At 32.1% G+C, this 24,620-nt stretch carries 15 protein-coding genes; 6 read left to right on the forward strand and 9 right to left on the reverse strand.

Translation table 11 applies throughout. The features are described from left to right. Positions 1 to 619: 619 nt before the first annotated feature. The gene (locus WOVOC_RS04645; RefSeq protein WP_155981146.1) at positions 620 to 793 is read left to right on the forward strand and encodes a hypothetical protein; all 174 of its coding nucleotides are present in this window, start codon (positions 620 to 622) and stop codon (positions 791 to 793) included. Between the two features lie 1,649 nt (positions 794 to 2,442). Here the strand turns inward: WOVOC_RS04645 and ccmC are convergent. Then, positions 2,443 to 3,165, reverse strand: coding sequence for a heme ABC transporter permease CcmC (ccmC, locus tag WOVOC_RS01500; protein ID WP_025264103.1), 723 nt, complete (start codon positions 3,163 to 3,165; stop codon positions 2,443 to 2,445). 157 nt (positions 3,166 to 3,322) lie between these two features. On the opposite strand from ccmC, the gene WOVOC_RS01505 reads away from it, so the two are divergent. From WOVOC_RS01505 to WOVOC_RS01520, 4 genes are all read left to right on the forward strand, one after another. Then, positions 3,323 to 4,156, forward strand: coding sequence for a pyruvate, water dikinase regulatory protein (locus tag WOVOC_RS01505; protein ID WP_014869151.1), 834 nt, complete (start codon positions 3,323 to 3,325; stop codon positions 4,154 to 4,156). A 62-nt stretch (positions 4,157 to 4,218) separates the two neighbouring features. Further along, positions 4,219 to 4,347, forward strand: a complete 129-nt coding sequence (locus WOVOC_RS01510) for a ribosomal protein bL36 (protein ID WP_025264104.1) — start codon at positions 4,219 to 4,221, stop codon at positions 4,345 to 4,347. Between the two features lie 574 nt (positions 4,348 to 4,921). Continuing rightward, positions 4,922 to 5,572, forward strand: a complete 651-nt coding sequence (locus tag WOVOC_RS01515; RefSeq protein ID WP_025264105.1) for a protocatechuate 3,4-dioxygenase — start codon at positions 4,922 to 4,924, stop codon at positions 5,570 to 5,572. Between the two features lie 59 nt (positions 5,573 to 5,631). Beyond that, positions 5,632 to 7,095 (forward strand): leucyl aminopeptidase, encoded by a 1,464-nt coding sequence (locus tag WOVOC_RS01520; RefSeq protein WP_025264106.1) that lies wholly within the window; start codon positions 5,632 to 5,634, stop codon positions 7,093 to 7,095. Positions 7,096 to 7,265: 170 nt separating this feature from the next. Here the strand turns inward: WOVOC_RS01520 and rho are convergent, their stop codons facing one another. Both rho and WOVOC_RS01530 read right to left on the reverse strand, forming a co-directional pair. Beyond that, a complete protein-coding gene (rho, locus tag WOVOC_RS01525; protein ID WP_014869154.1) occupies positions 7,266 to 8,681 on the reverse strand; it encodes a transcription termination factor Rho in 1,416 nt (471 codons plus the stop codon). A 200-nt stretch (positions 8,682 to 8,881) separates the two neighbouring features. Continuing rightward, positions 8,882 to 9,505, reverse strand: a complete 624-nt coding sequence (locus WOVOC_RS01530) for a cell cycle transcriptional regulator TrcR (RefSeq protein WP_014869155.1) — start codon at positions 9,503 to 9,505, stop codon at positions 8,882 to 8,884. 319 nt (positions 9,506 to 9,824) lie between these two features. Between WOVOC_RS01530 and WOVOC_RS01535 the strand changes: the two genes are divergently transcribed. Further along, on the forward strand, positions 9,825 to 11,633 hold the full coding sequence (locus WOVOC_RS01535) for a peptidylprolyl isomerase (RefSeq protein WP_025264107.1): 1,809 nt from the start codon (positions 9,825 to 9,827) through the stop codon (positions 11,631 to 11,633). 574 nt (positions 11,634 to 12,207) lie between these two features. Here the strand turns inward: WOVOC_RS01535 and ubiA are convergent. The 6 genes from ubiA to acnA form a co-directional block, all read right to left on the reverse strand. Further along, positions 12,208 to 13,065, reverse strand: a complete 858-nt coding sequence (gene ubiA / locus WOVOC_RS01540) for a 4-hydroxybenzoate octaprenyltransferase (RefSeq protein WP_014869157.1) — start codon at positions 13,063 to 13,065, stop codon at positions 12,208 to 12,210. A 3-nt stretch (positions 13,066 to 13,068) separates the two neighbouring features. Further along, positions 13,069 to 13,416 carry a ribosome-binding factor A gene (locus WOVOC_RS01545; protein ID WP_014869158.1) on the reverse strand — a complete coding sequence of 116 codons (348 nt, stop codon included), beginning with the start codon at positions 13,414 to 13,416 and terminating at the stop codon, positions 13,069 to 13,071. Positions 13,417 to 13,425: 9 nt separating this feature from the next. Then, entirely contained in the window at positions 13,426 to 15,744 is a 2,319-nt protein-coding gene (gene infB / locus WOVOC_RS01550) for a translation initiation factor IF-2 (RefSeq protein WP_025264108.1), read from the reverse strand. A gap of 9 nt (positions 15,745 to 15,753) precedes the next feature. Then, a complete protein-coding gene (gene nusA, locus WOVOC_RS01555) occupies positions 15,754 to 17,316 on the reverse strand; it encodes a transcription termination factor NusA (protein WP_025264109.1) in 1,563 nt (520 codons plus the stop codon). A gap of 1,023 nt (positions 17,317 to 18,339) precedes the next feature. After that, positions 18,340 to 21,480: a bifunctional proline dehydrogenase/L-glutamate gamma-semialdehyde dehydrogenase PutA gene (gene putA / locus WOVOC_RS01565; protein ID WP_025264110.1), complete on the reverse strand. Its 3,141-nt coding sequence runs from the start codon at positions 21,478 to 21,480 to the stop codon at positions 18,340 to 18,342. Between the two features lie 111 nt (positions 21,481 to 21,591). Then, a complete protein-coding gene (acnA, locus tag WOVOC_RS01570) occupies positions 21,592 to 24,216 on the reverse strand; it encodes an aconitate hydratase AcnA (RefSeq protein WP_025264111.1) in 2,625 nt (874 codons plus the stop codon). Positions 24,217 to 24,620 lie beyond the last annotated feature (404 nt).

Here is a 24,620-nt window from a genome sequence, read left to right on the forward strand (position 1 = left end):
TGAAATTAGTTTAATATTGCAAACACCAGTATAAGTTATGCAAGCTCCAAAATCAGGTAATACTGAACAAATCAAGCTCCATCTCATTAGATACCGGTAAATGCAAGATGAAAAATGTGGCAATGAATTTGAGATTATTGAAGGTTATGTATTTATAAATACTTATAACTTAAATCAAATCATCCTTTACTTGTCTAGATTATTTATTGTAATAACAATCCGATATCTTCTAGCATAGGATACAAAATTAGAGCCAAGTTTATTGAAGAGGGATCATAATAGTATTATTCATTTTATTATGGTGGTGAAAAGTGTGCTAATTTTGTTTTTGTGAAAGATAGGAACATAATAGCCATAGCTTATTTCTGTACTCTATTATAAAAAGTTTTAATTATATAATATCGATATAGGTGCATTTTTGCTATTCAGAACTTTCATCTGATTACAGAAGAATTCATTGTAATTTCTATAACTCACTTATAGATTTGCGGTCTAATTTCTTCATAATATTTTTAAATCTTATGCTGAAGAATAAGGGTCAAAAATTAAAGATTTTAAAATTAATCTTGCAGGTTATAGTATAGGAAGAGTGTTACTAAAATAGCTATTTTATATCTTAATGAAACCGAAGATGCTAAAAGATGCTTGTGTTGTAATTTTTGTCGATTTGGTGGTTTTCGACTTCACTACTAGTGAATTTCATAATAACGTTCTTTTCGAGAACGAACTATTAGGTGGTAACTCAACACAGACAAGATCCAGTGCTAGTAGAGTAAATACTTGGTTCGTTTGATCACGCTTATGTAAAGTGTATAATTAAGAAATTAACCTAAAATTAGAAGAATATTCTGCTTATAAGATAAATAATGCCATTATAGGGATATTAAGATAATGCACGAAGTTGATTTTTAATCAAATAAATAGTGTGCCGTTTCTCTATTTACTAACCTCTGAGAATGCTAGGTGAAATCAACTGTGCGGCTTTGGGTAGTGCTTAATTATGCTATTAATTTAGTTGAATATGATTTTGATTAATCAAATTTCTCTGAAAAAGTAAAAGGTAAGCACAAAAATTCTTTTCAAACTAGACAAGCAGAAGATAAACTTAAAAGTCTTGTTCAAAAGGTAAGTAGGAGTTGAGTCACATAGAAGTTACCTGCTATGATGAGGCTAAGTAATTAACATTTAAATATATGATTAAAATAACTCTTCAGGGGATGACATGGAGGGTTAAGTTTTTGTATCCTATGAAGGAAGGTAAAGCTTATTGTTTGCTTCTGTTGTGTATATGTTTAGCATAAGTTAGAAAATTACACTATCTACCGTTCCAAGTTGAATAGGTATAAGTTTTTTTGTGGAATTTAGGGCACTGGAGGGAAAATTTTGTTTAGGTTCTCTATGGAAAAATCTATATAGCATTACTAATACTATAAGTGCTATATTATTATGCATTACAATATGCTCTCTGAAAATGTACATGCTGTTCCATCAACATAACCTGAATGTTTAAGATCACATTCATATCAAAGTTTTTCATGGAGATCTCTCTCTATCTAAAAATCTATGGTTGTAAAAGTTACTATTTTACAGTGTATTTCTCAATCCTAATCAGCAGCCTGCGATAATTTGTTTAGTGTCACTATGAACAAAAAAAGTGAAAGGTTATACGCACTTTTATTAGCTCTTTTTATTAATTGTTTAAGCAAGAATCCAATATCTCTATTATTTGTGGATTAGGGTGTTCAATTTTTACCTTTAGTTCCTCTATTCAAAGCATCAAAGCACTTTAATTAAACAAACGTATGAAATCTTCTAGGGTTTATAAACTCGATATAATAAATCCACTTGGCACAGAGAGAGCTGCATGCCTTATATATCACAACTTTTTAAGTTATCCATAATAAGATGAGTTATCATTTAGTGATCATAGCAAGTTTCCTTATACCTAATGAACGATTTTTCTTGTTGGTTAAGTAATAAGCTCTATAAATTTACTGTAAAAATAATATGCCGTTATATAATATGTTTTAAGAACTTTAATAAAGTGCCTAAGTCAATTTGAATTTAACACTTGCTTTATTCTGATAAGTTAATCGTTGCTGCCTTCAAAGTTAGTTAGATTAAGTACCATATAGTACATTCTTTATTTTTAATAATGAGGGGCTATGCTTCAGGCAATTTTCTGTTTAATGTTTTTGACCTAATTGATTGGCTAACTCACCATACAGAAAGCCAAACTCTTAAACTCTTTTACGACACACTCTTAAGCTTTTTCTGTGTGACAATCACCATATAAATAATGTGAAAAACATTGATGCTAAATCTATGTTAATTACTATAAGATCCTGGTCTGTTTTACACTAAGACCCATAGCTTTAGGTAGATACCTTAAGCAATTAAAATTGTTTGATCTAACTTCCTCCAACATATTCTTTTATATAGTTACAAAGTTATCTGGTACTGCATATTAATTTTTCTCTTTATTTTATACAAATTAATCAAATAGTGTGAATACAATATCCATACGACTAAAAAAAATGTTGCATAAAACATAGACATCACAACTAATGGCAACAGTAAGGAACCTTCTATTGCTATTCCACCACTTCTAAAAATGCTTGTTGGCTGATGAAGAGTAGCCCACAAGTTCACAGAAAATTTTACTACAGGAATATTTATAGTACTAAAGATGGCAAATACTGCTGCTGATTTTTCAGCTCTTTCTTCATTATCAAAAACACTCCATAGTGAAAGGTACCCAATATATAGAAAAAATAAGATTAACATTGAAGTAAGCCTTGCATCCCATACCCACCAAGTACCCCAGGTTCCTTTTCCCCAGATACTACCTGTGATTAAACATATTGCAGAAAAGACTGTTCCTGCAGGAGCAGCAGCATGTGCTAAAACACTAGCAATGCTATTATTCCATACTAAAGAGATAAAACTTAGCAATGCAACGAGTCCATATATTCCAAGAGAAAGCCATGCAGAAGGTACATGAAGGTACATAATTCGCACAATTTCTCCTTGTTTATAATCCTCTGGAGAGAAGATTAAAGCTAAAAATGCTCCAACTAAAAAACACGTGAAACACATAACCTCAAGCCAAGGTAGAGCTTTCTTAGAGAAATAAGAAAAATTTGTAGGCTTTAATAAAAACACTTGTTTCAATAATAATTATATTAAAAATTTATCAATTGGTTTAAGCTTTATCAACAAGATAGTTTTCCTCTATTTATGTAAACTAATAAATTAACGTAATTTTAGTAGCAAGTTGTTTAAATCTGTACTATTATTTAGTATAATACCTATATAAATCATGGCTCTTAAAAAGAAGCTTAATCTATATTTAGTATCAGATTCAAGTGGTGAAACTGTTATATCAGTTGCAAAATCAGCTTTAAAGCACTTTCGTTCTGTAGAAACTATTGAATATGTTTGGTCTTTTGTGAAAAAAGAAGAACAAATCGATAAAATTTTGAAAGGAGTCAATAAGAAAAATGATGAATGCCATTTCGTTATATGCACTATTACTGATGATAAACTAAGAAAATATTTAAAAGATTATTGTATAAAATTATCAATTCCTTATAGAGCAATACTGTCACATATTATTAGAGAAATTTCCTCATATCTTGAAATTGAAAAAGACGAGAAACTTGATTTACATACTGAGATAAATAACGAGTATTTTCAGCGTATTGAAGTAATAAACTACACTATTAACCATGATGATGGGCAAAATATTCAAGACATCAATAAAGCAGACATAATTTTGGTTGGAGTTTCGCGTACATCAAAATCTCCTACTAGCATATATTTAGCTTATCGAGGTTATAGGGTTGCAAATATTCCTTTTGTTAGTGAGGTGCCTTTTCATGTCGATTTAACAAAATTAGAGAATAAGCTGACAATAGGGTTAACAATAGACGTAAATAGGCTAGTAGAAATACGTAAAAATAGACTTACTTCAATCAATAACGAAGGTAATAATATATATGCTGATCCTAAAAAAGTAGAAAAGGAAATTAAAAAAGCAGAGGAACTTTTCAAACAAAATAACTGGCTAATTATTGATGTTACACAAAAGTCAATTGAAGAAGTGTCAGCAACAATCATACAGCATTTTAATAAAATGCGAGGAATTTATTAATTGACTAATTTCTTGTAGGAATCCACAATGTAAGGTAAGCTATTTTAGTTCTTGTTATAGATATGAAAGTTAAAGGCTCACTAAAATCTTATCGCAGCAGGGATAAAAACTGTAAAGTTGTGAGAAGAGGTAGTAAAGTTTACATTATAAATAAAGTAAAGCCAAGATGCAAAGCTCGCCAGGGTTCTTAAATATGCTGCTTTGAAACAAGGTGGTAATTTACAATAACTACAAGTATAATGGGACAGCTATGTATGTTCTAATGTGAATGCCTACTGTGAAATAAAGTGGCTAAATTGCAGCAGATGTATTTATTTTTTTGTTCATCTTCTTTTGTTACACGTTTTTTAGTTTATTATATGTAATAAGCACGGTAGTTATCTCTAGAAAAAAAAGAAAAAGTTGCTGTGTTTAGATACAGTTTTGCTTATTTCTTCTTTTCACTATATTTCAGCATTAGTGCAATTATAGGTAAATATGGCTTATTAGTATTAATGGACTTTTTAAAAAAATACAATAAGCTTTTGCTTAAGAATATTTCTTTTAAAAAGGAAAAGTTAAGTAATGAAGTGTTCTGCTTATATAAAAAAGCTCGAGTTTGGATTCACTTAATGAACAGGTAAAAAATACTTTAGGTTATGTGATCTCTAATGTGAGCTCTAAAGATCTAATGGTTATGCTTGGTGATACGAAGTAGCAAAGAAGTTCTACCTTTAATGAAAGAAAAAAAGCCGCTATAATCTAAATAAAAACATTATAAATGAGGTGAGAGTGAAAGATATTTTATTGGTGCTTTTAATACAAAGTATGTTTGGATTGTCATTGTTTGCGGCTGATCCTATTCTGATTAATTGTATTAAAACGCCAGAAATTTATAATCTTGACCCACAGCCGAGAAACTTTAATTTTTCAAATAACTTGAGAAGGAAACCTGGTTCTCCAGTTAGTGCAACAGGAGAATTAATAAATATAGTGGGTAGAATTACTGATATAAACTGTCTACCAATACAAAATGCTGTGGTTTCTATATGGCATGCAAATTCATACGGCATGAGTCATTATGATGAAGATATAGAGGAAGATAAACTTGATCTGAATTTTGCTGAGTCAGGAAAATTTATAGTAAATAACCTTGGCTATTATAGTTTTATTACGGTAGCACCTGGTAAATCTGGCGATAGAGCTCCACATGTTAACTTTTTGGTTCAGCATCCAGATTTTCCAGAATTCACAACTCAAATGTTTTTTGCTGACTATTATTGCAATAATTATGTTGATTCTGTCCTTAGTGATTTTATTGATAGTGGACTTGCGAACCTTTTGATAGCATCATTTGTTTATAATGACCAAGCCATTAAAACTTACACGTTTAATATTACTTTAGGTGGATATAATAGGTTTTCTGGTAAGAGATAAGACTTGTATTTTTCAGTCATTTTGGTAAATATTATTCTGGTTGTATAGAGTTATAAATAATGAAGATAATAATTTCTAGAATTCCACCTGATTTAAAAACAATAGTTACAGGTTTATTTGAAGGTAACGAAGTTGTGAATAGTAACTATAGTGTTTTGCAAGAAAAGTGGATTATAGACAATATAAAACAATTTAGTGACTTCAATGGAGACTTTGGTGAGTTTTTCTCCGTTACTTCATTAGAGGGGAAAAATATCATAATTATTGGGCTTGGTAAGAGGAGTGAATGGGATGAAAATAAAGAATTAAATATTGGTGGCAAGATATATTGTGAATTAAGCAGGTTAAGAATTAAGCAAGCGGTGATTTCAATTGAAGGTAATGCAGCAAATATCGCATACGGTGCGCTTTTACGTAGCTTTAAGTTTGATAAGTATAGAACTAAAAAGGATGAGAAAATTACAGAAGTAGAAAAGATCATAGTGTTAGTAAAAAATGAGCAATTAAGTAGTGCTGAAAAAACGTTTGAATGTTTAAGACAAGAAGGTAGAGGTATATTTCTTGCGCGTTCTTTTATCACTGAGCCACCTAACGTTTTATATCCAGAGTTTTATGCTGACCGTATAAAAGCTGAACTTACTAAGCTTGGCCTTGAGGTTGAAGTACTTGGTAAAAAGCAGATAGAAGAGAAAAAAATGAAAGCATTGCTTGGAGTAGCACAAGGAAGTAGTAAAGAGCCAAAATTAGTAGTGATAAAATGGAATGGAGCTTTAGAACAAAAACCGATAGCTTTCGTGGGTAAAGGTATAACGTTTGATACTGGTGGAATATCACTTAAATCTTCACGCGGTATGGAGTTAATGAAATATGATATGGCAGGTTCTGCTGCTGTAGTTGGGGTAATGTGTGCTCTAGCAGGGCGAAAAGCAAAAGTAAATGCAATTGGTGTAGTTGCACTTGCAGAGAATTCAATAGGTGGTAATGCCCAAAGACCAAGTGATATAGTTACCTCAATGTCTGGTCAGACAATAGAAGTGTTAAATACTGATGCAGAAGGAAGGCTCATGCTTGCGGATGCTTTATGGTATACGCAAGACAGGTTTTCGCCAAAGTTCATGATTGACATTGCAACTTTGACTGGTGCTATAGTAGTCGCACTTGGGAATAACGAGTATGCTGGTCTTTTTTCCAATAATGATGAATTAGCAAATTATCTTATTAATGCAGGAAATGAAGTAAATGAGAAACTATGGCGTTTTCCTATGAACGAGACTTATAATAAAATTATTGATTCACCGATTGCTGATATGCAAAACATAGCCCCTGTAGGTTCTGGTGGGGATAGTATAATAGCTGCGCAGTTTTTGCAGCGTTTTGTGAACGAAACTTGCTGGGCACATCTAGACATTGCAGGAACTGCTTGGCATGAAAAAGGCACTGACATTTCTCCAAGAGGAGCAGTAGGTTTTGGTGTAAGGTTGCTCAATAAATTGGTTGAGAAGTACTACGAAATGAGTAATTAACACCTTGGGTACTGGAAATTTAGTCTTCCTAAATTTCCAGTATGATTTTTTTCATTGGTATCGTTTTTTAGTGAAGTGGCAAAATAAAGTAGATAAGGTGACCTAAAAAGCTACTTATATAATAGCCTATCATATACCAATTTTTTAGAATTTCTATTGCTAATCTATGACTAATTATTCATGGAGTTAAAAAAATCAGCATTACTTTTTGTTAAAAGTAGTTTGTCACGCAAGAACTCCATTGCTTCAACTGATCCCATAGGATTAAGTATCCTACGCAGCACCCATATTTTATTTAATATAGCTTTATCAATTAATAGCTCTTCCTTCCTAGTTCCAGATTTTGTAATATCGATAGCTGGGAATATTCTCTTATCTGCAAGTTTTCTATCGAGTATAATTTCAGCGTTACCTGTACCTTTAAACTCTTCGAAAATAACTTCATCCATTTTTGAGCCAGTTTCTATAAGAGCGGTAGCAATGATCGTTAAAGAACCGCCATTTTCAATATTGCGAGCTGCTCCAAAAAAGCGCTTCGGCCTTTGCAGCGCGTTTGAGTCTACACCACCAGTAAGAACCTTACCGGATGAAGGAATAACTGCATTATAGGCTCGTGCAAGGCGAGTTATGGAATCAAGCAAAATTACAACATTCTTTTTATGTTCAACCATTCTTTTGGCTTTTTCTATTACTATTTCAGCGAGTTGTACATGCCGGTAGGCAGGTTCATCAAATGTGGAGCTCACTACCTCACCTTTTACAGAGCGTATCATATCTGTCACTTCCTCAGGTCTTTCATCTATAAGTAACACTATCAATTCTATCTCAGGATGATTTGTAGCTATAGAATGAGCCATTTGCTGAAGCAATATTGTTTTTCCTGTACGAGGTGGAGCAACTATTAACGCCCTTTGTCCTTTTCCAAGGGGTGCAACTATGTCAACAGCACGCATATTTATATTTTTTTTATTATCTTCACTAATGTTGTTTTCAAGAATTAAACTCTCTTCAGGGTAAAGGGGAAGCAAATTATCAAAATGGACATACTTTCTTAGTTCATTTATCTCAGTAGAGTTTATGCTTTGAACCTTAGTTAAAGTAAAATATCTTTCTTTATCTCCAGGTGGCCTTATTTCTCCGCATACCATATCTCCAGTACGCAAGTTGAACTTTTTTATTTGTCCATTAGAAATATAAATATCATCAGTACTTGTAGCATAATTTGCACTTGCTGAGCGCAAAAAGCCGAAACCATCAGGTAATATTTCTACTACCCCGCTTCCTGTAGTAACTCCTCCTTCTTCGCTCATTTTTTTCATTAAACTGAATATCATCTCTTGCTTCAGCATTCTGCCATTACTTTTACCATTAGTTGAGATTTTTCTTTCTTCAGCTAGACCCAATAGTTCTTCTGCTGTTTTTTTTCTTAATTCACTCAAATCTAGCGTTTTTCTGTTTTCTTTTACACCTCCGTTTGTTGTTTGCTTTGCCATATCATTGTTAGGAATTTGTTCACTTTTTTTTACTGGTTCTGGTTTAGCTGCAACCTTTTCCTTTGCTAAAACATCTTCATTGATTGTTACCATATACCATAGTCCTCCAAAAATTTTAATTGATGCTTACTAACTTAAAATGCGATACAAGATAATAAAATTAAGCTTAGTTAGCTTTTAGGAAGTACCAAACTTAATTGCCATTAAGTTAAATACTTTAGCTAGTTATACTAATATACATTAACAAGTCAAGTTAATTTGATGTTAATAAGGTATAAAAATAAATAAGCAATTTAAAGAGTGCTTCGATAATTTTCTTTTATGTTCTTTAACCTTTCTCTTCTCTCTTCTTTTACTTTCGCTTTTTCTATTTCTGTCTCTAAATCTTCTTGGCTACATAAGCCAAGCAGCACAGGATCTTGAGGTTTTATATTTTGCATATTATAATGGGATCCATTTTTTATCTGCTCTACTGTATGATTTGTTGTACTGATTAATTTAGCTATGACATTATTATCCAAAATAGGAAATTTTCTTATTAAGTAATAAATTGCATCAGGTTTATCTTTACGTCTCACTACAGAGTTAAGCCTAAAAATGTTACCGATTGGTTTATTCCTCCTTTTTTTAAAGGTTTTTGTAACCAAGTTTGGAATACGATCCAGATTTTTTTTGCAGTCATCAATTTCTTTTTCAGTTATTATTCCAGAGATAATAGGATTAAATCTTTCAGCATCTATTTTTTCATCAGCTATATCTTGCACTTCTTCAAGAGTTAACTCACAACATTGAGCTATCTGGCTAAAAGTTAAAGCAGTGTTATCCACTAACCAAGCAGCAATTTGCATAAGAAGCTGTTTACTTTTATTATTATTTCTTTTAGAAAGTTCTGATGACATCAGGAAAACATCTACCATTTAAAATATTCTTTGCTGTTATATAGAGCTAAAATATAAGCTATTAAAATTAAAAAAGCATTAATTTTACCACTTAATAATTTCTTAATTTACAATCCTTTGATTTGATCAAGTAAGTAACTAGGTCTCTTTTAAGAGACCTGAAGGAATATTAACTCTCTTTGGATGCAATTGCTTGACTTAAATGTATATTTCAATTCGAGAAAAATTGAATTTTTAAGCTTAATATATTATAATATTATATATCATAACTAATGAATTAGTAAATTTACAAGAACTAAATTCCTGTTATAATTAACACTAATTAACTTTTGTGTTTATGAGTGTTAAAAATTTTTTCACTAAAGTAACCATTGTCACTTTGGCCTTTTTATTAATCTTCATGGGGGTTGGTAGTTTTCTATTAGATAATAGTGAGAAAAAGGAAATAGCGAGAGTTGGAAAAGAAGTTATAACATTAGATGAGTATAAGTTGTTATATAAAAATTATGGAAATAAAACTCCTGGGTCTGATATTAGTATAGAACAAACGAAAAGACTGAAATACGATTTACTTAATGCTCTTATAGAGCAAAAACTATTATTCAACCTAACTAATGATCTGGGATTGGTAGTTGGAGAAGAATCTGTAAAAGACCATATTAGAAACATCAAGTACCTTCAAAACAATAAAGGGGAATTTGATAGAGAGAAATTTTATGAAATGCTAAATGATTTGCATATGATAGAGGAAGATTATATAGCAAAGCTGAAAAAAATTCTACCTGCAATGATGTTCATGACCTCATTGTTTAAAGGTGGTTATCCAATAACTTTTGGTGAGAAAATTGATGAACAGATATATAAAAGTCGCTATCAAACCAGGATAGTCGATGTTATTAAGATAACTAAAGATGCAGTTACAGATATTCCAAAGCCAAATGATGAAACTTTATTTAACTTGTATGAAGAAAATAAGTCCTACTTTTATTATCCTGAACGTCGAACTGCACAATATATTTCTTTAGGTCAAAAATATTTTGAAGATCAGGTTCACATTTCAGATGAAGAGGTTAACAGTATAATAGAACAACAAGAGCTTAAAGATCAAAGAGATATATTTAATCTAGTACTTCATAATGAGGAAGAGGTCAAAGTAGTAAAAAAGGCACTTGATGATGGCAAAGTAAGCTTTGAACAGATAGTAGAAAAGTTTGGTAAAATAAAACTTGAGGAAATTAGAATAAATAATGTGACTAAGGATTTTCTACCAGAAGATATGAGAGAAAAGGTATTTGCTCTTAAAGCAGGTGAAGTAAGCGAAGTTTTAGTGAGCAATTTTGGCTGGCATATAATAAAGGTGGACAATGTGCATCAAATCTCTGATGAAAGCTTGGCTGATTTAAAGAGGGACATAAAATTAATTTTAATCAACCAAAAGTCTTTTGAAAAAGTTAATGATTTTATAAATCAAGTAAATTATAAGATATATAATGGTGCGACGATTGAAGAGATTTCTAGTGAGTACAATTTGCCTATTCAAACTATCGGTCCAGTAGATGCTAGTGGAGAAGATCAAAGCGTAAATAATGAGAGAAATTCTAATGATTTGATTTCCTTTATTTTTTCACGGAAAAAAGATCAAAAAGGTTATTTTAAGAGTATTGGAGATACTGTTGTTAGTGTAAAGATCATCGATATTATTCCATCTAAGATGCAAAGTTTTGAAGAAGGTAAGGCATCAGTGATAGATCTTTGGCGTAATGAGTTTATAAAAGAACAAATGTTTAAAATTGGACAAAGAATTATAACTCAATTAAAAGAGAAAGTAGATTTTGAGAAAACTGAAGGTGTAGAACTAATTAAAGACCAGCAGGTACAACGCAATGATGTTGGGCAACAGAATTATCCTTCTTCTTTTATAGAAGAGATTTTTGATATGAAAACAACTAATTCAGTAACAGATCCTATTCAATATGATAATGATATTATAATAGGTCTTTTAAAAGAAATATATTCATCAAATGGCAAATTAAATACGTTTGATACTGGAAGAAGAGTGATGATATCACTAAAAGAGCAATTAATGAGTTACCTGAAGTCAAAATATAAAGTAGAGGTTAACCATGCTATACTTGATGACATATAATTAAAAACCTGTTTTACCTAAAGTGCACGATGTCATTTTAGTGCCTACTACTCGAATAATAAAAAAGAAGCGCTGGAATAACAGGAAGAAATGAAAAAACAGGTTTTATAGTGGATAGTTTAACCTATAGCCCTTAGGGCATAGGGCAAAGGCAAAAAACCTCATCTGCTTTAACTTTTTACTCTTGCTGATGTTTATATTTTAAGTATGATTTTGCTGAATGTAGAAAGGATTTAAAAAACATGTAGTTACTATACTTCATGCAGTCTATAAAAAAATATTTTAAATTTATGCTCAATTTACTATTAAGTTTGAGAAGATTAAAAATAGGTTCTGAGTTAGAAATAACCTAGTTGTCAAAACATGAGATTGGTAAAATTTGTTGAGTAGCTTTATATATTATTTTTAATATAGAGAATATACGGTTTTGTAGCCTAAGATATATAAAATTTCTTCAAGCGCTAAAAACAGAACCTTAATACTACCTTACACACTGCTTTTGGAAATCTTTTCTAGAGGCTAGAGCTATAAAAAAAGTACTTAGTATCTGTGCAGGAGCTTTTTTCAGGTATATTCAGTTTATCACTCTGTCTAAAAGAATGCTGGAAAAAAGCAGTAGCCCCACGTAAGAATTGTTTTTGAATATGGACATACATTGACTAGGGTTATCAAGATTAAGATTTTTATATTGGTAGTAAAACATGAATCCTATAGCAAGTAGAGCAATATAAAAAATGTTATTTAATGATGATAAGATACCAGCACATAGCCACATCATAAGAGAAATTAGATAAAACTTTTTTAACCAACATTTTGTTGCATTACCAAAATGCAATGCAGTTGACTTTATTCCTAATTTTTCATCATCTCTCTTATCTTGATGAGCATATATAGTGTCGTAGCTCAGCGTCCAAAAGATGCATCCTGTATAAAAGAGTACAGGTTCTATACTGATCTTGTTTTTTACTACCGTCCAACCCATGAGTGATCCCATATTAAAAGTAAATCCTAGAAACAACTGTGGCCACCAAACATGACGTTTTAATAAGGGATAAATAATTATCATACATATAGAGATTATTCCCAACATAAGCGTAGTTTTATTGGTGAGTAATAGGATTACCAGTGCAATAGATAATAACAGGGAAAGTAAAGCCAAGGCTTGCTTTACGTTTAATGCATCGCTTGCAAGTGGTCTATGCTTTGTTCGCTCAACATGTATATCTATTTCTTTATCAAGAATGTCATTGATTACGCAACCTGCAGACCTCATTAAAAATGAGCCTATAGTGAACAAGATAAAGAGGAAAAAAGTCTGCCATGATATAGAAGTTGAGGCTAGAGTAATACCACTTAAACTCGGAAATAATATAAGCCATAAACCTGTTAAACTATGCAACCTAATCAATAAAAAGTAGTGATTGAAATGCATCAATTAAGTATGATTACTTAGTATTTTGTTTACATTAATAAAATTATCGAATGCTAAGTCAGGTTTAAAAACTAACTTAGGTACAAACCGTAAATTAACATAACACAATATAGATTTGTGTATCAACCATGCAGATTGGTTAACTTCATTAATAATAGTATTAGTACTGTAATTTTTTTCGTTTAATGAAGATGACACGATATATACATCCGCTTTTTTAAAATCTTTACTTAATTTTACGTAAGATACTATTATACCTTTATTACTGTACACTTTACCTTTCATTAAGATTCTAGATATTGCTCTATGCAATACAGATGCTATTTTCAGTCTTCTAATTTCTTTTTTCATACTTGACTACTATAATATCCTTCCTTCCTGAACTAATTGATAAACTTCTAGAATATCTCCAACTTTAACATCGACATTACCATCAAGAGACATTCCACACTCAAAATCTGTAACTACTTCTTTAACATCATCTTTAAATCTACGTAAAGCTTTTAACTTTCCTTTGCATATTAATTTACTGTTGCGCATTACCTTAATTAAAGAATCCTTTTTTGCGACTCCATCACTTATATAACATCCAATGATATTGCTAGCTTTAGATGTACTAAATATCTGCCTCACAGATGCAGAGCCAATGCGTACTTCTCGTGTTATAGGCTTCAATATTTTAGTTAAGTACATTTTCATATCATCAATAAGTTCGTATATTATATTATAAGTGTGTATCTCTACACCTTTTTGTTTTGCCATATCTCTTATTTTTGAATCTGTTTTAACGTTAAACGCTAAAATTATTGCATTTGATGCTTCTGCAAGCAGTACATCTGAATCTGTTATTCCCCCTACTGCTTTGTGTAGGATATTTAATTTTACTTGATTTTTACTGAGTTTATTAATTGAATTTAATATTGCTTCAATAGAACCAGTAACATCGCACTTTAAAAGTAAAGATATCTCTTCTATCTTGCTATCGCCATGATTAAATATATTTGGATTATTATCGTTTGAATTTCCTTTCTTTTTTCTGACTAGATCTAATCTGTACTCAATAATTTCACGGGTCTGCTTTTCAGAACTTACAACGACAAACTTATCTCCAGCGTTTGGTATACCGTTTAGACCGGTAATTTCAACTGCAGTGGAAGGTAGAGCTATATTTTCTCTTTCTCCAAAATGATTGACCATATTGCGTACTTTGCCATATGTTGTGCCTAGTACTAATATATCACCAACCTTTAGCGTTCCTTCTTCAACTATTAATGTTGCTGATATTCCTTTAGCTTTATCAATTTTAGATTCTATCACCCACCCAAGTGCTCGACAATCTTCTATTGCTTCAAGTTTCATTAACTCAGCAACTAACAAGATTGCTTCTTCTAACTTATCTAAGTTAATTCTCTTTTTTGCTGATATCGGTACAACTATAACGTCACCACCAAGTTCCTCAGGGATGAGGCCATACCTAGGTAAACTACTAATTATCCTCTCTACATCTCCAGGCTGTGACCTATCAATTTTGTTAATAGCAACTATGATAGAAACATTTGCAGACTTTGCATGATTTATAGCTTCAATTGTTTGTTTCATCACCCCATCATCGGCTGCAATCACTATTACGACTATGTCGGTAATGTTGGCACTACATGCACGCATTGCAGTGAACGCTTCATGCCCTGGTGTATCAATAAAAGTAATTTTCTGTTTATTTTTTGTAACTATCTGATAAGCACCTATATGTTGAGTTATTCCACCTGATTCTTTTTCTGCGATATTAGAGTCACGAAATGCATCAAGCAATGAGGTTTTACCATGATCAACATGTCCCATAAATGTAACGACCGGTGGCTTGGGTTTTTTAGGTAAGCTTTTCTTATTTTCTACAAATAATAAATCCCTTTCCTTGTCAACATTACTTACTCGTTTAGCTACATGATTGAATTTCTCTACTATTTTACATGCTATATCTGGATTCACGAAATCGTCCACTGTGCAAGACTCACCTATTTCTTCTTCTAACATTTTTAGCACACCTTTGCTCTCCTCTGCCATACGAATAGATAACTCTTTAATTGTAATCTTATCTGGTATAATAACTTCCCTTGATATATTCTTACCTTTGATAAACTTTGACCTTTTATTTCTTATGCCAAACCTTTGTTTGAACACTAAAGTTTGTTCAACTTTATCGTCTATTGACTGTGCAATTATTAGCTTAGAATATTTAGAATATACATCTTTATTAGTCTTTAAGGGCTTTTTATTAACGAATTCGTCATCAATTCTCTCTTCCATCAGCTTAACTAAGCTAACACCACTTGAGCCTTTTTCTTTATTCTCTTTAAGTAAAGAGCATGAAATGCTATCTTCATCAATTTTCCTATTATTATCTTCTTTCGTAATTACTTCCTTTTCTTTCTTTAGGTTTTTCTCTTTTAGCAAAACAGCATTTTGTACGGCATTAATACGAAAAATCTGCTCTTTTTCTGTTAAGGAGCCTAGTTTACTCTCGCTTTGCCCTTCTGGCTCACGGATTTTTCTTCTTCTTTTTTTTACTATTGTAGCCCCTATATTTGGACTTACTGGATAACTTAAATCAAGACCAAATTTAAGCTTGTTAAAGCCTTGAAGTGTTAGTTTCTTACTACTGATACCTTCTTCATTATTCATATCATTTTGTTATATTACACCTAGCTTCTTGCGTGCTTCCATGATTATTAAGTCTACTGTATCTTTCAAATCTTTTTTACTGTTTTCTGAATTAGAAAGTATACTGCAAAACTCATAACTCGATAAATCTGCTATACTATCTAATGTTTTAATACCATGTTTGCTGAGAGCAATTTTACCATCTATTGATAAAGGTAGGTTGATTACATCATCTTCCATACCTGAAGCTTTTAACTCTTCTATTCTTTTATCATTTTTTACCTTTAGGTACTTGGCTGCTCTGCTACGTAGTTCATTTGCAATATCCTCATTAAAGCCTTCTATTGAAGCAAGTTCTTTAATTGAAGCATCGGATATATCTTCTACGCTTGAAAAGCCTTCTGTAACTAACAATTGACCCATGATCTCTTCTAAATTTAAAGCTTCAGCAAACAGAGCTGAACATTGATTAAGCTCTTTACTCCGCCTTTCTGACTCTTGCTGAGTACTCAGTATTTCAATCTTCCATCCAACAAGCTCTGAGGCTAATCTTACATTTTGACCTTTTTTCCCTATAGCTAAGCTCAACTGATCTTCATGAACTATTAACTCTACGCAATTTTCATTTTCATCAATAATAACCTTTGATACTTCTGCAGGAGTAATTGCTTTAATAACAAACTGGCCCAGGTCTGAAGAGTAGTGTATGACATCAATCTTTTCTCCATTTAATTCATGTATTATAGTTTTTATCCTTTCTCCCTTAACTCCGACACAAGCACCTACTGGATCAATATTTTTATCAGGAGAAAAAACAGCAACTTTAGATCTTGAACCAGCATCTCTAGCTATGCCTTTAATTATCACTAACCCATCAGCAATTTCCGGTATTTCTTGATTTAGCAATGCCTCCAAAAAACCTTCATGGGCTCTAGAAAGAATAATTTGACGTCCGTCATCAGAACGCTTAACAGTTTGTATATAAGCTTTAACCTTATCACCTTCGCGAAATGATTCACCACCAATTAAATTTCGAAATGGAAGGTATGCCCTCGTACCATTTATATCTATAATCAAGTCTGAATATTCTACTTGCTTAACAACACCATATCTTATCTCTCCTACTTTATCCCTAAATTCTCCATATTCTTTCTTTAATTCTTCGTATTTAATTACTTGAGCAATTCTTTGTTGGGCAATTCTTGCTGAAGCAAGATCAGTATTAAGAGAGAGCAATTCATTAATGGTATCTCCAATTTTTGCATCTTCCTTTATTAACTTAGCCTGCGTAAGAGTAATTGATTCATATCCAGAATTTCCCTCTATATTTGGCTTATCATCAATGACCTTTAATTCTCTGTATGAAATAACCTTTCCTGTGTTTCTATCTATATTAACTACAATTTTATTCTTACTACCGTATTTTTGATAAGCAACTGCTTCTATTGCACTTTCTAATGCCTTTATTATCACTTCAAAATCTAGACCTTTCTGAAGTGAAAGTTCCGCTGCTGTTTTTATTATATCAATGCTCCCAACTAAGTCACCTTTGTCACTTTTCTGTTTAGTACTACTCTTACGATTAGCAATCATACAAATAAATCCTATACAATCAGTTATAACTATATCTTTAATGGAAAGAAACGCTATTTCTAATAGTAAATAATTACTAATTTAAGTCAAGTTTTTTCATATCTTTATATTACAAGCAATGCAAGAATAAAAATAAGGTTAAAACTGCTTGCAGTTAATATTCCGCATGCCATAATCATTTAGAATGTCAACTTTATTACCGCTTGATGGCGTGTCATATATAATTTGTAATGAAAAAAAATTAATATTTAGCTTAGTAACTATTACTATCACAAAGCATTAAGTAATAGTATATTATGTTTCACCACTATAATTTTTCCAACTAAAGCAATTCTCCTACCACACATATAACAATTATAAGAACTTTATTAACAAGGAAGAAAATAAAAAACTTACATGTATAGATAAAAATATTGCTGTCATTACAATAAATGTATGATGTACACTATTAAAATATATCAATGATACTAATGTTATTAATATAGTTCTTAATATAGGAAAAGTCTCTAACAAAAAAACTGACGAATCTTTGCTGATTTCTTTTATTAACTTCAAAATTAACCTTTAGCTACTAGAACCTGTAATCCTTTGCCTCTTTTATGAAACCTAAGTTCACTCTTTATTGAAAGAGCTGATGGCTTTTCACTATCTTCAACGAAAATTCTAAAAAGTTCAATAAACACACTTAACTATAGGAATTTGTATGTCATGGTTGCTTTCATCTGATGCCTTTTATAGATAATATATGAACTAAAAATAAAATCACTATTGTCATATTTTTTCTACAAGCAAGCTTTTCATATTAATACTTTATTGAATATTCATACTTTTGTGAACAGTGTATCCGAAGTGCATTATATATTAATTGACTCTTACAAAAAGATTCTACATGTTAGCTATAGTATAATATTTAAGGGTTGCTATGAATGCAATTTTAAATATGATAAAAGGCAAAAGTAAAATAAGTTGAATTTATTTTAGCTAAAATTTTAATCTTTTAAAAACAAGAAAAATATCTGTAAATCAACCTAAACACATAAGCTTAGTATTACCACCAAATGCTGTAGTATTGATACTTATAACCTTTTCTGTAGAAAAACGTTGCAAATAATTAGGACCACCAGCTTTTGGTCCAGTGCCGGATAATCCCCTACCGCCAAATGGTTGTACGCCAACTACTGCACCTATCTGATTGCGATTTATGTACACATTTCCAACTGATACTTTCTTACTTATTAAATTGATTTGGCTTTGTATGCGGCTCTGTAAAGAAAACGTAAGTCCATATCCTGTGCTGTTTATATCATTTATAACCTCACTTAATTGAGACTTGTCAAAGCGTATGATATGCAAAATTGGACCGAATATTTCCTCCTTTAATTGCGAAATTTTCTGCACCTCATAAATATATGGGGGAAAGAAATAACCACTATGAGAATTTATACTTATGGGTACTTTAGATAAAAGGTTTGAATTTTTGTCCATTGACATCTTTTCTGTGTATTTAGTTAGCATGTCAACAGATGCTTTATCAATTATCGGACCAACATCAGTGCTAAGCTGCATTGGATCACCAATCTTTAATTCTTGAGCCGCATCGCATATCATCTTTATCTGTTTTTCTGCTATATCATCTTGAATAAATAGCACTCTAAGAGCAGAACAGCGTTGACCGCTACTTCGAAATGCGGAAAGTAAAACGTCTGAAGTTACTTGTTCTAGGAGAGCTGAGCTGTCGACAATCATAGCATTTAGTCCACCAGTTTCAGCGATAAGCGGTACAATAGGACCATCTCTGCTAGCAAGCATTCTATTAATTACCTGAGCAGTTTGTATTGAACCAGTAAAAGCTACACCGGAAATTCTATTATCTGGTACCAATATCTTACTTAAGTACTGACCGTCTCCTGGAATAAGATGCAGTACATTTTTAGGTATTTTAGCTTCGTGCAGTATTCTAACAGCTTCATAAGCAATAATTGGTGTTTGCTTCGCTGGCTTTGCCAGCACCACATTACCTGCTGCAAGTGCAGCTGAAACTTGTCCAATAAAGATAGAAAGTGGAAAGCTCCACGGTGATATACATAAAAAAACTCCTCTACCTTCAAAAAAAATGAAATTATCTTCACCCGTTGGACCTGATAACTTTTTCCAGTTATTCAGTTTATTTTTTGCTATCATTGCATAGTAACGTAAAAAATCAACTGCCTCTCTTACTTCTGCTACTGCGTCAGGTAAAATCTTTCCTGTTTCCACAATCAGAATGTAAATCAGCTTTTTCATTCTTTCTTCAAGTAAATCTGCAGCTCTTTCAAGGTACTCAGCACGTTCTTCTGCTGAAACATTCTGCCACTTAGCAAAAGCATTATGTGCTATTTCGAGAGCGTTCAAAGCCTGATTATTTGTTGTATTAGACACTTTCCCGATTATATTTTCTAAATGTGCTGGATTAACTACTTTGGTAGACTCAGTACTGTCAAATAGTAACTCTCCGTTAATTACCGGTCCAACTTGCCATTTCTTTTTGCTAAGTTCTTTCATATCATTTGCAAGTTGTGAAATTGTAACTGAATCACTAATATCAATACCTAAGGAATTCTTTCTTTCCTTTCCAAAAATATCTTGTGGCAACGGAATGCTTGGATGAGGTTCGTACTCTAAGCTTTTAGCTTTTTCTAATGGATCTGAAATTAACTCTTCAATTTTAATATTGGAATCATTTATTTGATGAACAAATGAACTGTTAGCTCCATTTTCAAGAAGGCGTCTAATAAGGTACGGCAATAAATCACTATGTTTGCCAATTGGAGCATATACACGGCAATTAATACTTGTTGCAAGTTCTGACATTGCATAATCATATAAGCGCTTACCCATTCCATGTAAGCGCTGAAACTCAAATCCAGGGTGGTTTTTGTCAGCAAGTTCCATTATAGTAGCAAAAGTATAAGCGTTATGAGTTCCAAAGCATGGATAAAAATGACTTGCTTTGTTTAAAAGTTTCTGTGCGCAGGCAAGGTAGCACACATCTGTATAGCTTTTTCTAGTAAACACTGGATACCCAATTAATCCTAATTCCTGCGTGTGCTTAATTTCTGAGTCCCAATATGCTCCTTTCACAAGCTTTACCATAATTTTATGTTTTGATCGAATAGCAATATCTTCAATAAAATCAAGAACAGATAAAGCACGTTTTTGATATGCTTGTACAGCAAAACCAAGTCCATTCCACTGAGAAAGTGATTCATCAAGACGTAATTGCTCGAATAAGACTAATGACATCTCGAGTCTTTCTGATTCTTCTGCATCTATACACAATGAAATGTTATATTTCTTTGCTTCATGACAAAGCTTCAATACCTTAATTCTTAGTTCTTCAGCTACATTATCAAATTGGCTGAATTCATAACGTGGGTGTAATGAAGACAACTTGATCGAAATTCCATGAGATTTAAAGCAATTACTAGTATCAGTAGACACGCCTATGGTTTTTATTGAATGCATACAAGAATTAAAATATTCTTCTGCATTCTCAGCTGTGCAAACAGTTTTACCAATCATATCAAAAGAGCATAAATATCTGCTGTGATCATCTAACTTTATACTTTCTAATGCTTTTTCTATACTCTCTCCAATAATAAAGTGCTTACCAAGCATTAACATCGCTTGTTTTACTGCTTTACGGATTACTGGCTCCCCTAAATTTTTAAGTAACCTAGAAATTGCATGATAGAATTTTGGATCTTCTCTGTTTCTTTTCAGAATATTGCTTCCTATTACTAAACTCCACGTAGAAGCATTGATAAACAATGAAGAAGAACGCCCTAAGTGCTTACTCCATTCTTGATTAGCAATTTTATCTTTGATTAGTTGGTTTATTGTATAATCGTCTGGTATTCTAAGTAGTGATTCAACAATACACATTAGCGCCACTCCTTCATCATTGGAAAATGAGTACTGTTGCATAAAAGAATCTATGATACCTAGCTTGCTACCTTTAATTTTCTCGATAACTTGTTTTGCAATATTGTAAATTCTGTTTCTCGAATCAGCTGAAAGTTCTATCTTTTCTACAAGATAACGCATACAGTTTCTTTCGTCAGTACGATAAAACCCCTGCAAACGCTTTCGCAGTTCGTTAGGTTCTTGTATAGAACTGATCATAATTACCTATAAAACACCTTTACTATATAAGGCAAAATTATACCATAACTCCGCATATAATAAACCTTTATTTATATAAAAGGCTAGAACCGAATAAAGAAAGTTTAGTAATTACTCAATAACTTTGCTAAGTTGAGAAGAGTGTACAAGTATGTAGTTTAATATTCCACCACTTATTAAATACTTTAATTCAGTTGCAGTTTGCACGCAGCATTTGAGTTGAATTGATTGCTTTGAATTATCTTTTCTTTTGATAACGCATTCTAGATTTCCATTTGGCACTATTTTACCTTCTATGTCTATTATTTCACTACCGCAAAATGCTTTTCTAGTTATTCCGTTTTGAAATATAAGTGGAAGAACACCCATACCAATTAAGTTGGACCTATGTATGCGCTCGAAGCTCTCTGCAATTACAACTTTGACTCCCAGTAATGCAGTACCCTTTGCTGCCCAATCTCTACTTGAACCTGTACCATATTCTTTTCCTGCAACAACAATTAATGGGACAGCTTCTTTCTTATAGCGCATTGCCACATCAAAAATTGGCATGATTTCTTGAGAGGGAATATGCTTTGTGTATCCACCATTGATACTCACCATTTCGTTTTTTATTTTGATATTAGCAAAGGTTGCACGCATCATCACGTTGTGGTTACCACGACGAGATCCATATGAATTAAAATCTTGTGGTTCAATTTCAAGATCTTTTAAATATATGCCCGCAGGACTATTTAAGGCAATATTTCCAGCAGGAGAAATGTGATCAGTGGTTATACTATCACCAAATATTGCTAGTATCTGCGCGTTTTTTATGTTAATTACATTGTTTTTATTACTCTTCATTGATGAACTAATAAAATAAGGAGGATTTTGTATATAAGTGCTTTTTGTATCCCAACTATAGATTTTACTTTTTCTACATTTTACTTTTTGCCAATACTTGTTACCAGAAAAAACATTTTTATACTTTTGTATGAACATTTCACGTGTTACAATACTTCTGACACAGTTTTCAATTTCACTGTTTGTTGGCCATAAATCTTTTAGATAAACGTTGTTTCCATCTTTATTTTTACATATAGGATCTTTTGTTAAATCAATTCGTATAGTACCTGCAAGTGCATATATAACAACAAGCATCGGAGATGCTAAGTAGTTAGCTTTGGCTAAAGGATGAATCCTTCCTTCAAAATTACGATTACCAGATAAAACTGTAGTGACAGTTAAGTTTTTGCTTTTTATATCATCTTCTATATCTTTATCAAGTGGACCGGAATTTCCAATGCAAGTCGTGCAGCCATACCCAACTAAATTAAAACCTAAAGCATTTAGATCTTCTTGTAATCCTGATTTTTCTAAGTACTCCGTTACAACTTGTGATCCTGGGGCAAGAGAAGTTTTAACCCAAGGTTTTGATTTTATTCCAAGTTTGACTGCATTACGTGCTACAAGACCAGCAGCAATCATCGTGCTTGGATTTGAGGTATTGGTGCAGCTGGTTATTGCAGCAATAACCACACTTCCGTCTTGAAGTTTATCGCTTTTCTCTAGTTTACTAACTGGAAACGATTGAGAAAAAGATTCTGAAATTTGTGGAAGAAAAACTTTATCTTGTGGTCTTTTAGGACCGGCCATTACTGGTTTTACACTTGATAAATCAAGCTCCAACATGTCAAAAAACGCTAACTCGTTACTGTTTCGCAACAATCCTTGTTCTTTTGCATAGACTTCAACTAATTTGATTAACTCCTCTGGCCTTCCAGTTAAATTTAAATAATCTAGTGTTTTTTGATCAATTGGGAAAAAGCCACAAGTTGCACCATACTCTGGAGCCATATTAGCTATGGTTGCTCTGTCTTCTATAGATAAATGATCCAACCCACTACCATAAAATTCTACAAACTTACCAACAACACTTTTTTTTCTCAAGATATTTGTAATTGTCAGTACTAGATCAGTTGCAGTTACTCCTTCTGAGAGTTTTCCAGTTAATTTAAATCCCACTACCTCTGGGATCATCATGCTAATTGGTTGATCAAGCATTACAGATTCAGCTTCTATTCCACCAACACCCCAACCAAGAATTGATAAACTATTAACCATAGTAGTGTGGCTATCTGTGCCGACTACAGTATCAGGGTACACAACCCCATTTTTGTTACACACAACTTGTGCCAAATACTCGATATTTACTTGGTGACAAATTCCTGTTCCAGGTGGCACTACTCTAAAATTTTTGAAGGATGACTCTCCCCACTTCAAAAGCTTATACCTCTCCAAATTTCTTTTTACTTCCAATTCAACATTTTTATTAAACGCAGAAATGCTTCCATAACTGTCTACTTGAACAGAATGGTCAATTACAAGATCAACAGGTACGGATAGATTTATTTTACTTGGGTCACCTCCACTTTTTTTTATATAACTACGCATTGAGGCTAAATCAACAATAGCAGGAACTCCTGTAAAATCTTGCATCAACACTCTTGCCGGTTTGTAGCTAATTTCATGATTAACGTGTTTTTCCACACAACTTGCTAGTATTTTTATGTCATCAAATCTTACATTCACTCCATCTTCGTTACGTAATAAATTCTCAAGTAAGACCTTTAGTGAGCAAGGTAGTTTAGTTAGATCTATTCCTAAAAATTCACCAGCAGCACTGAGGCTAAAGTAGCTATACAACTTTTTGTTGATGTTTAAAACTGTTTTTGAGTTTAAAGAATTATTCATCTCGTATAGCCATTATTTAAATGAAAAGAACCACAATCTTGATATCACTATAAAATGGTATAAATTTCTCTATATTGTAGTAAAATAAGTATGATCACCAATTTATATTATGCAGTCGGTGTTTAATAAGCCATTATTTGCTGCAAAAACTTTAGGAACAAATATCATGATTGTCAATAATAGACTGAGGTAAACCTTTCTAAAATAGGCATCATTTTATGTGAAGCTTGGTAAAGAAAAATTTTCATTAGCAGGATAGCATGGAAGTGTATTAGCTACGAAAGCTGCTTAGTGAGTCTTATTGCTTCTTTCACCATAAGGTTGGAATTATTTACTTATTTTTATAATTTTGTAGTAAATTAGTGATAAAAAACTTAATGTATTTGATGTATGTTATGTTTAAT

Origin of the sequence: Wolbachia endosymbiont of Onchocerca volvulus str. Cameroon (assembly GCF_000530755.1) — a bacterium.
Taxonomy (GTDB): Bacteria; Pseudomonadota; Alphaproteobacteria; order Rickettsiales; family Anaplasmataceae; genus Wolbachia.

Coding starts and splice junctions, on each gene's coding strand:
- WOVOC_RS01530 (WP_014869155.1), bottom strand. CDS start 9,505: ATGGTAGATGTTTTCCTGATGTCATCAGAACTTTCTAAAAGAAATAAT.
- acnA (WP_025264111.1), bottom strand. CDS start 24,216: ATGAATAATTCTTTAAACTCAAAAACAGTTTTAAACATCAACAAAAAG.
- WOVOC_RS04645 (WP_155981146.1), top strand. CDS start 620: ATGAAACCGAAGATGCTAAAAGATGCTTGTGTTGTAATTTTTGTCGAT.
- WOVOC_RS01535 (WP_025264107.1), top strand. CDS start 9,825: ATGAGTGTTAAAAATTTTTTCACTAAAGTAACCATTGTCACTTTGGCC.
- WOVOC_RS01545 (WP_014869158.1), bottom strand. CDS start 13,416: ATGAAAAAAGAAATTAGAAGACTGAAAATAGCATCTGTATTGCATAGA.
- WOVOC_RS01505 (WP_014869151.1), top strand. CDS start 3,323: ATGGCTCTTAAAAAGAAGCTTAATCTATATTTAGTATCAGATTCAAGT.
- nusA (WP_025264109.1), bottom strand. CDS start 17,316: ATGATTGCTAATCGTAAGAGTAGTACTAAACAGAAAAGTGACAAAGGT.
- rho (WP_014869154.1), bottom strand. CDS start 8,681: ATGGTAACAATCAATGAAGATGTTTTAGCAAAGGAAAAGGTTGCAGCT.
- WOVOC_RS01520 (WP_025264106.1), top strand. CDS start 5,632: ATGAAGATAATAATTTCTAGAATTCCACCTGATTTAAAAACAATAGTT.
- putA (WP_025264110.1), bottom strand. CDS start 21,480: ATGATCAGTTCTATACAAGAACCTAACGAACTGCGAAAGCGTTTGCAG.
- infB (WP_025264108.1), bottom strand. CDS start 15,744: ATGAATAATGAAGAAGGTATCAGTAGTAAGAAACTAACACTTCAAGGC.
- ubiA (WP_014869157.1), bottom strand. CDS start 13,065: ATGCATTTCAATCACTACTTTTTATTGATTAGGTTGCATAGTTTAACA.
- WOVOC_RS01510 (WP_025264104.1), top strand. CDS start 4,219: ATGAAAGTTAAAGGCTCACTAAAATCTTATCGCAGCAGGGATAAAAAC.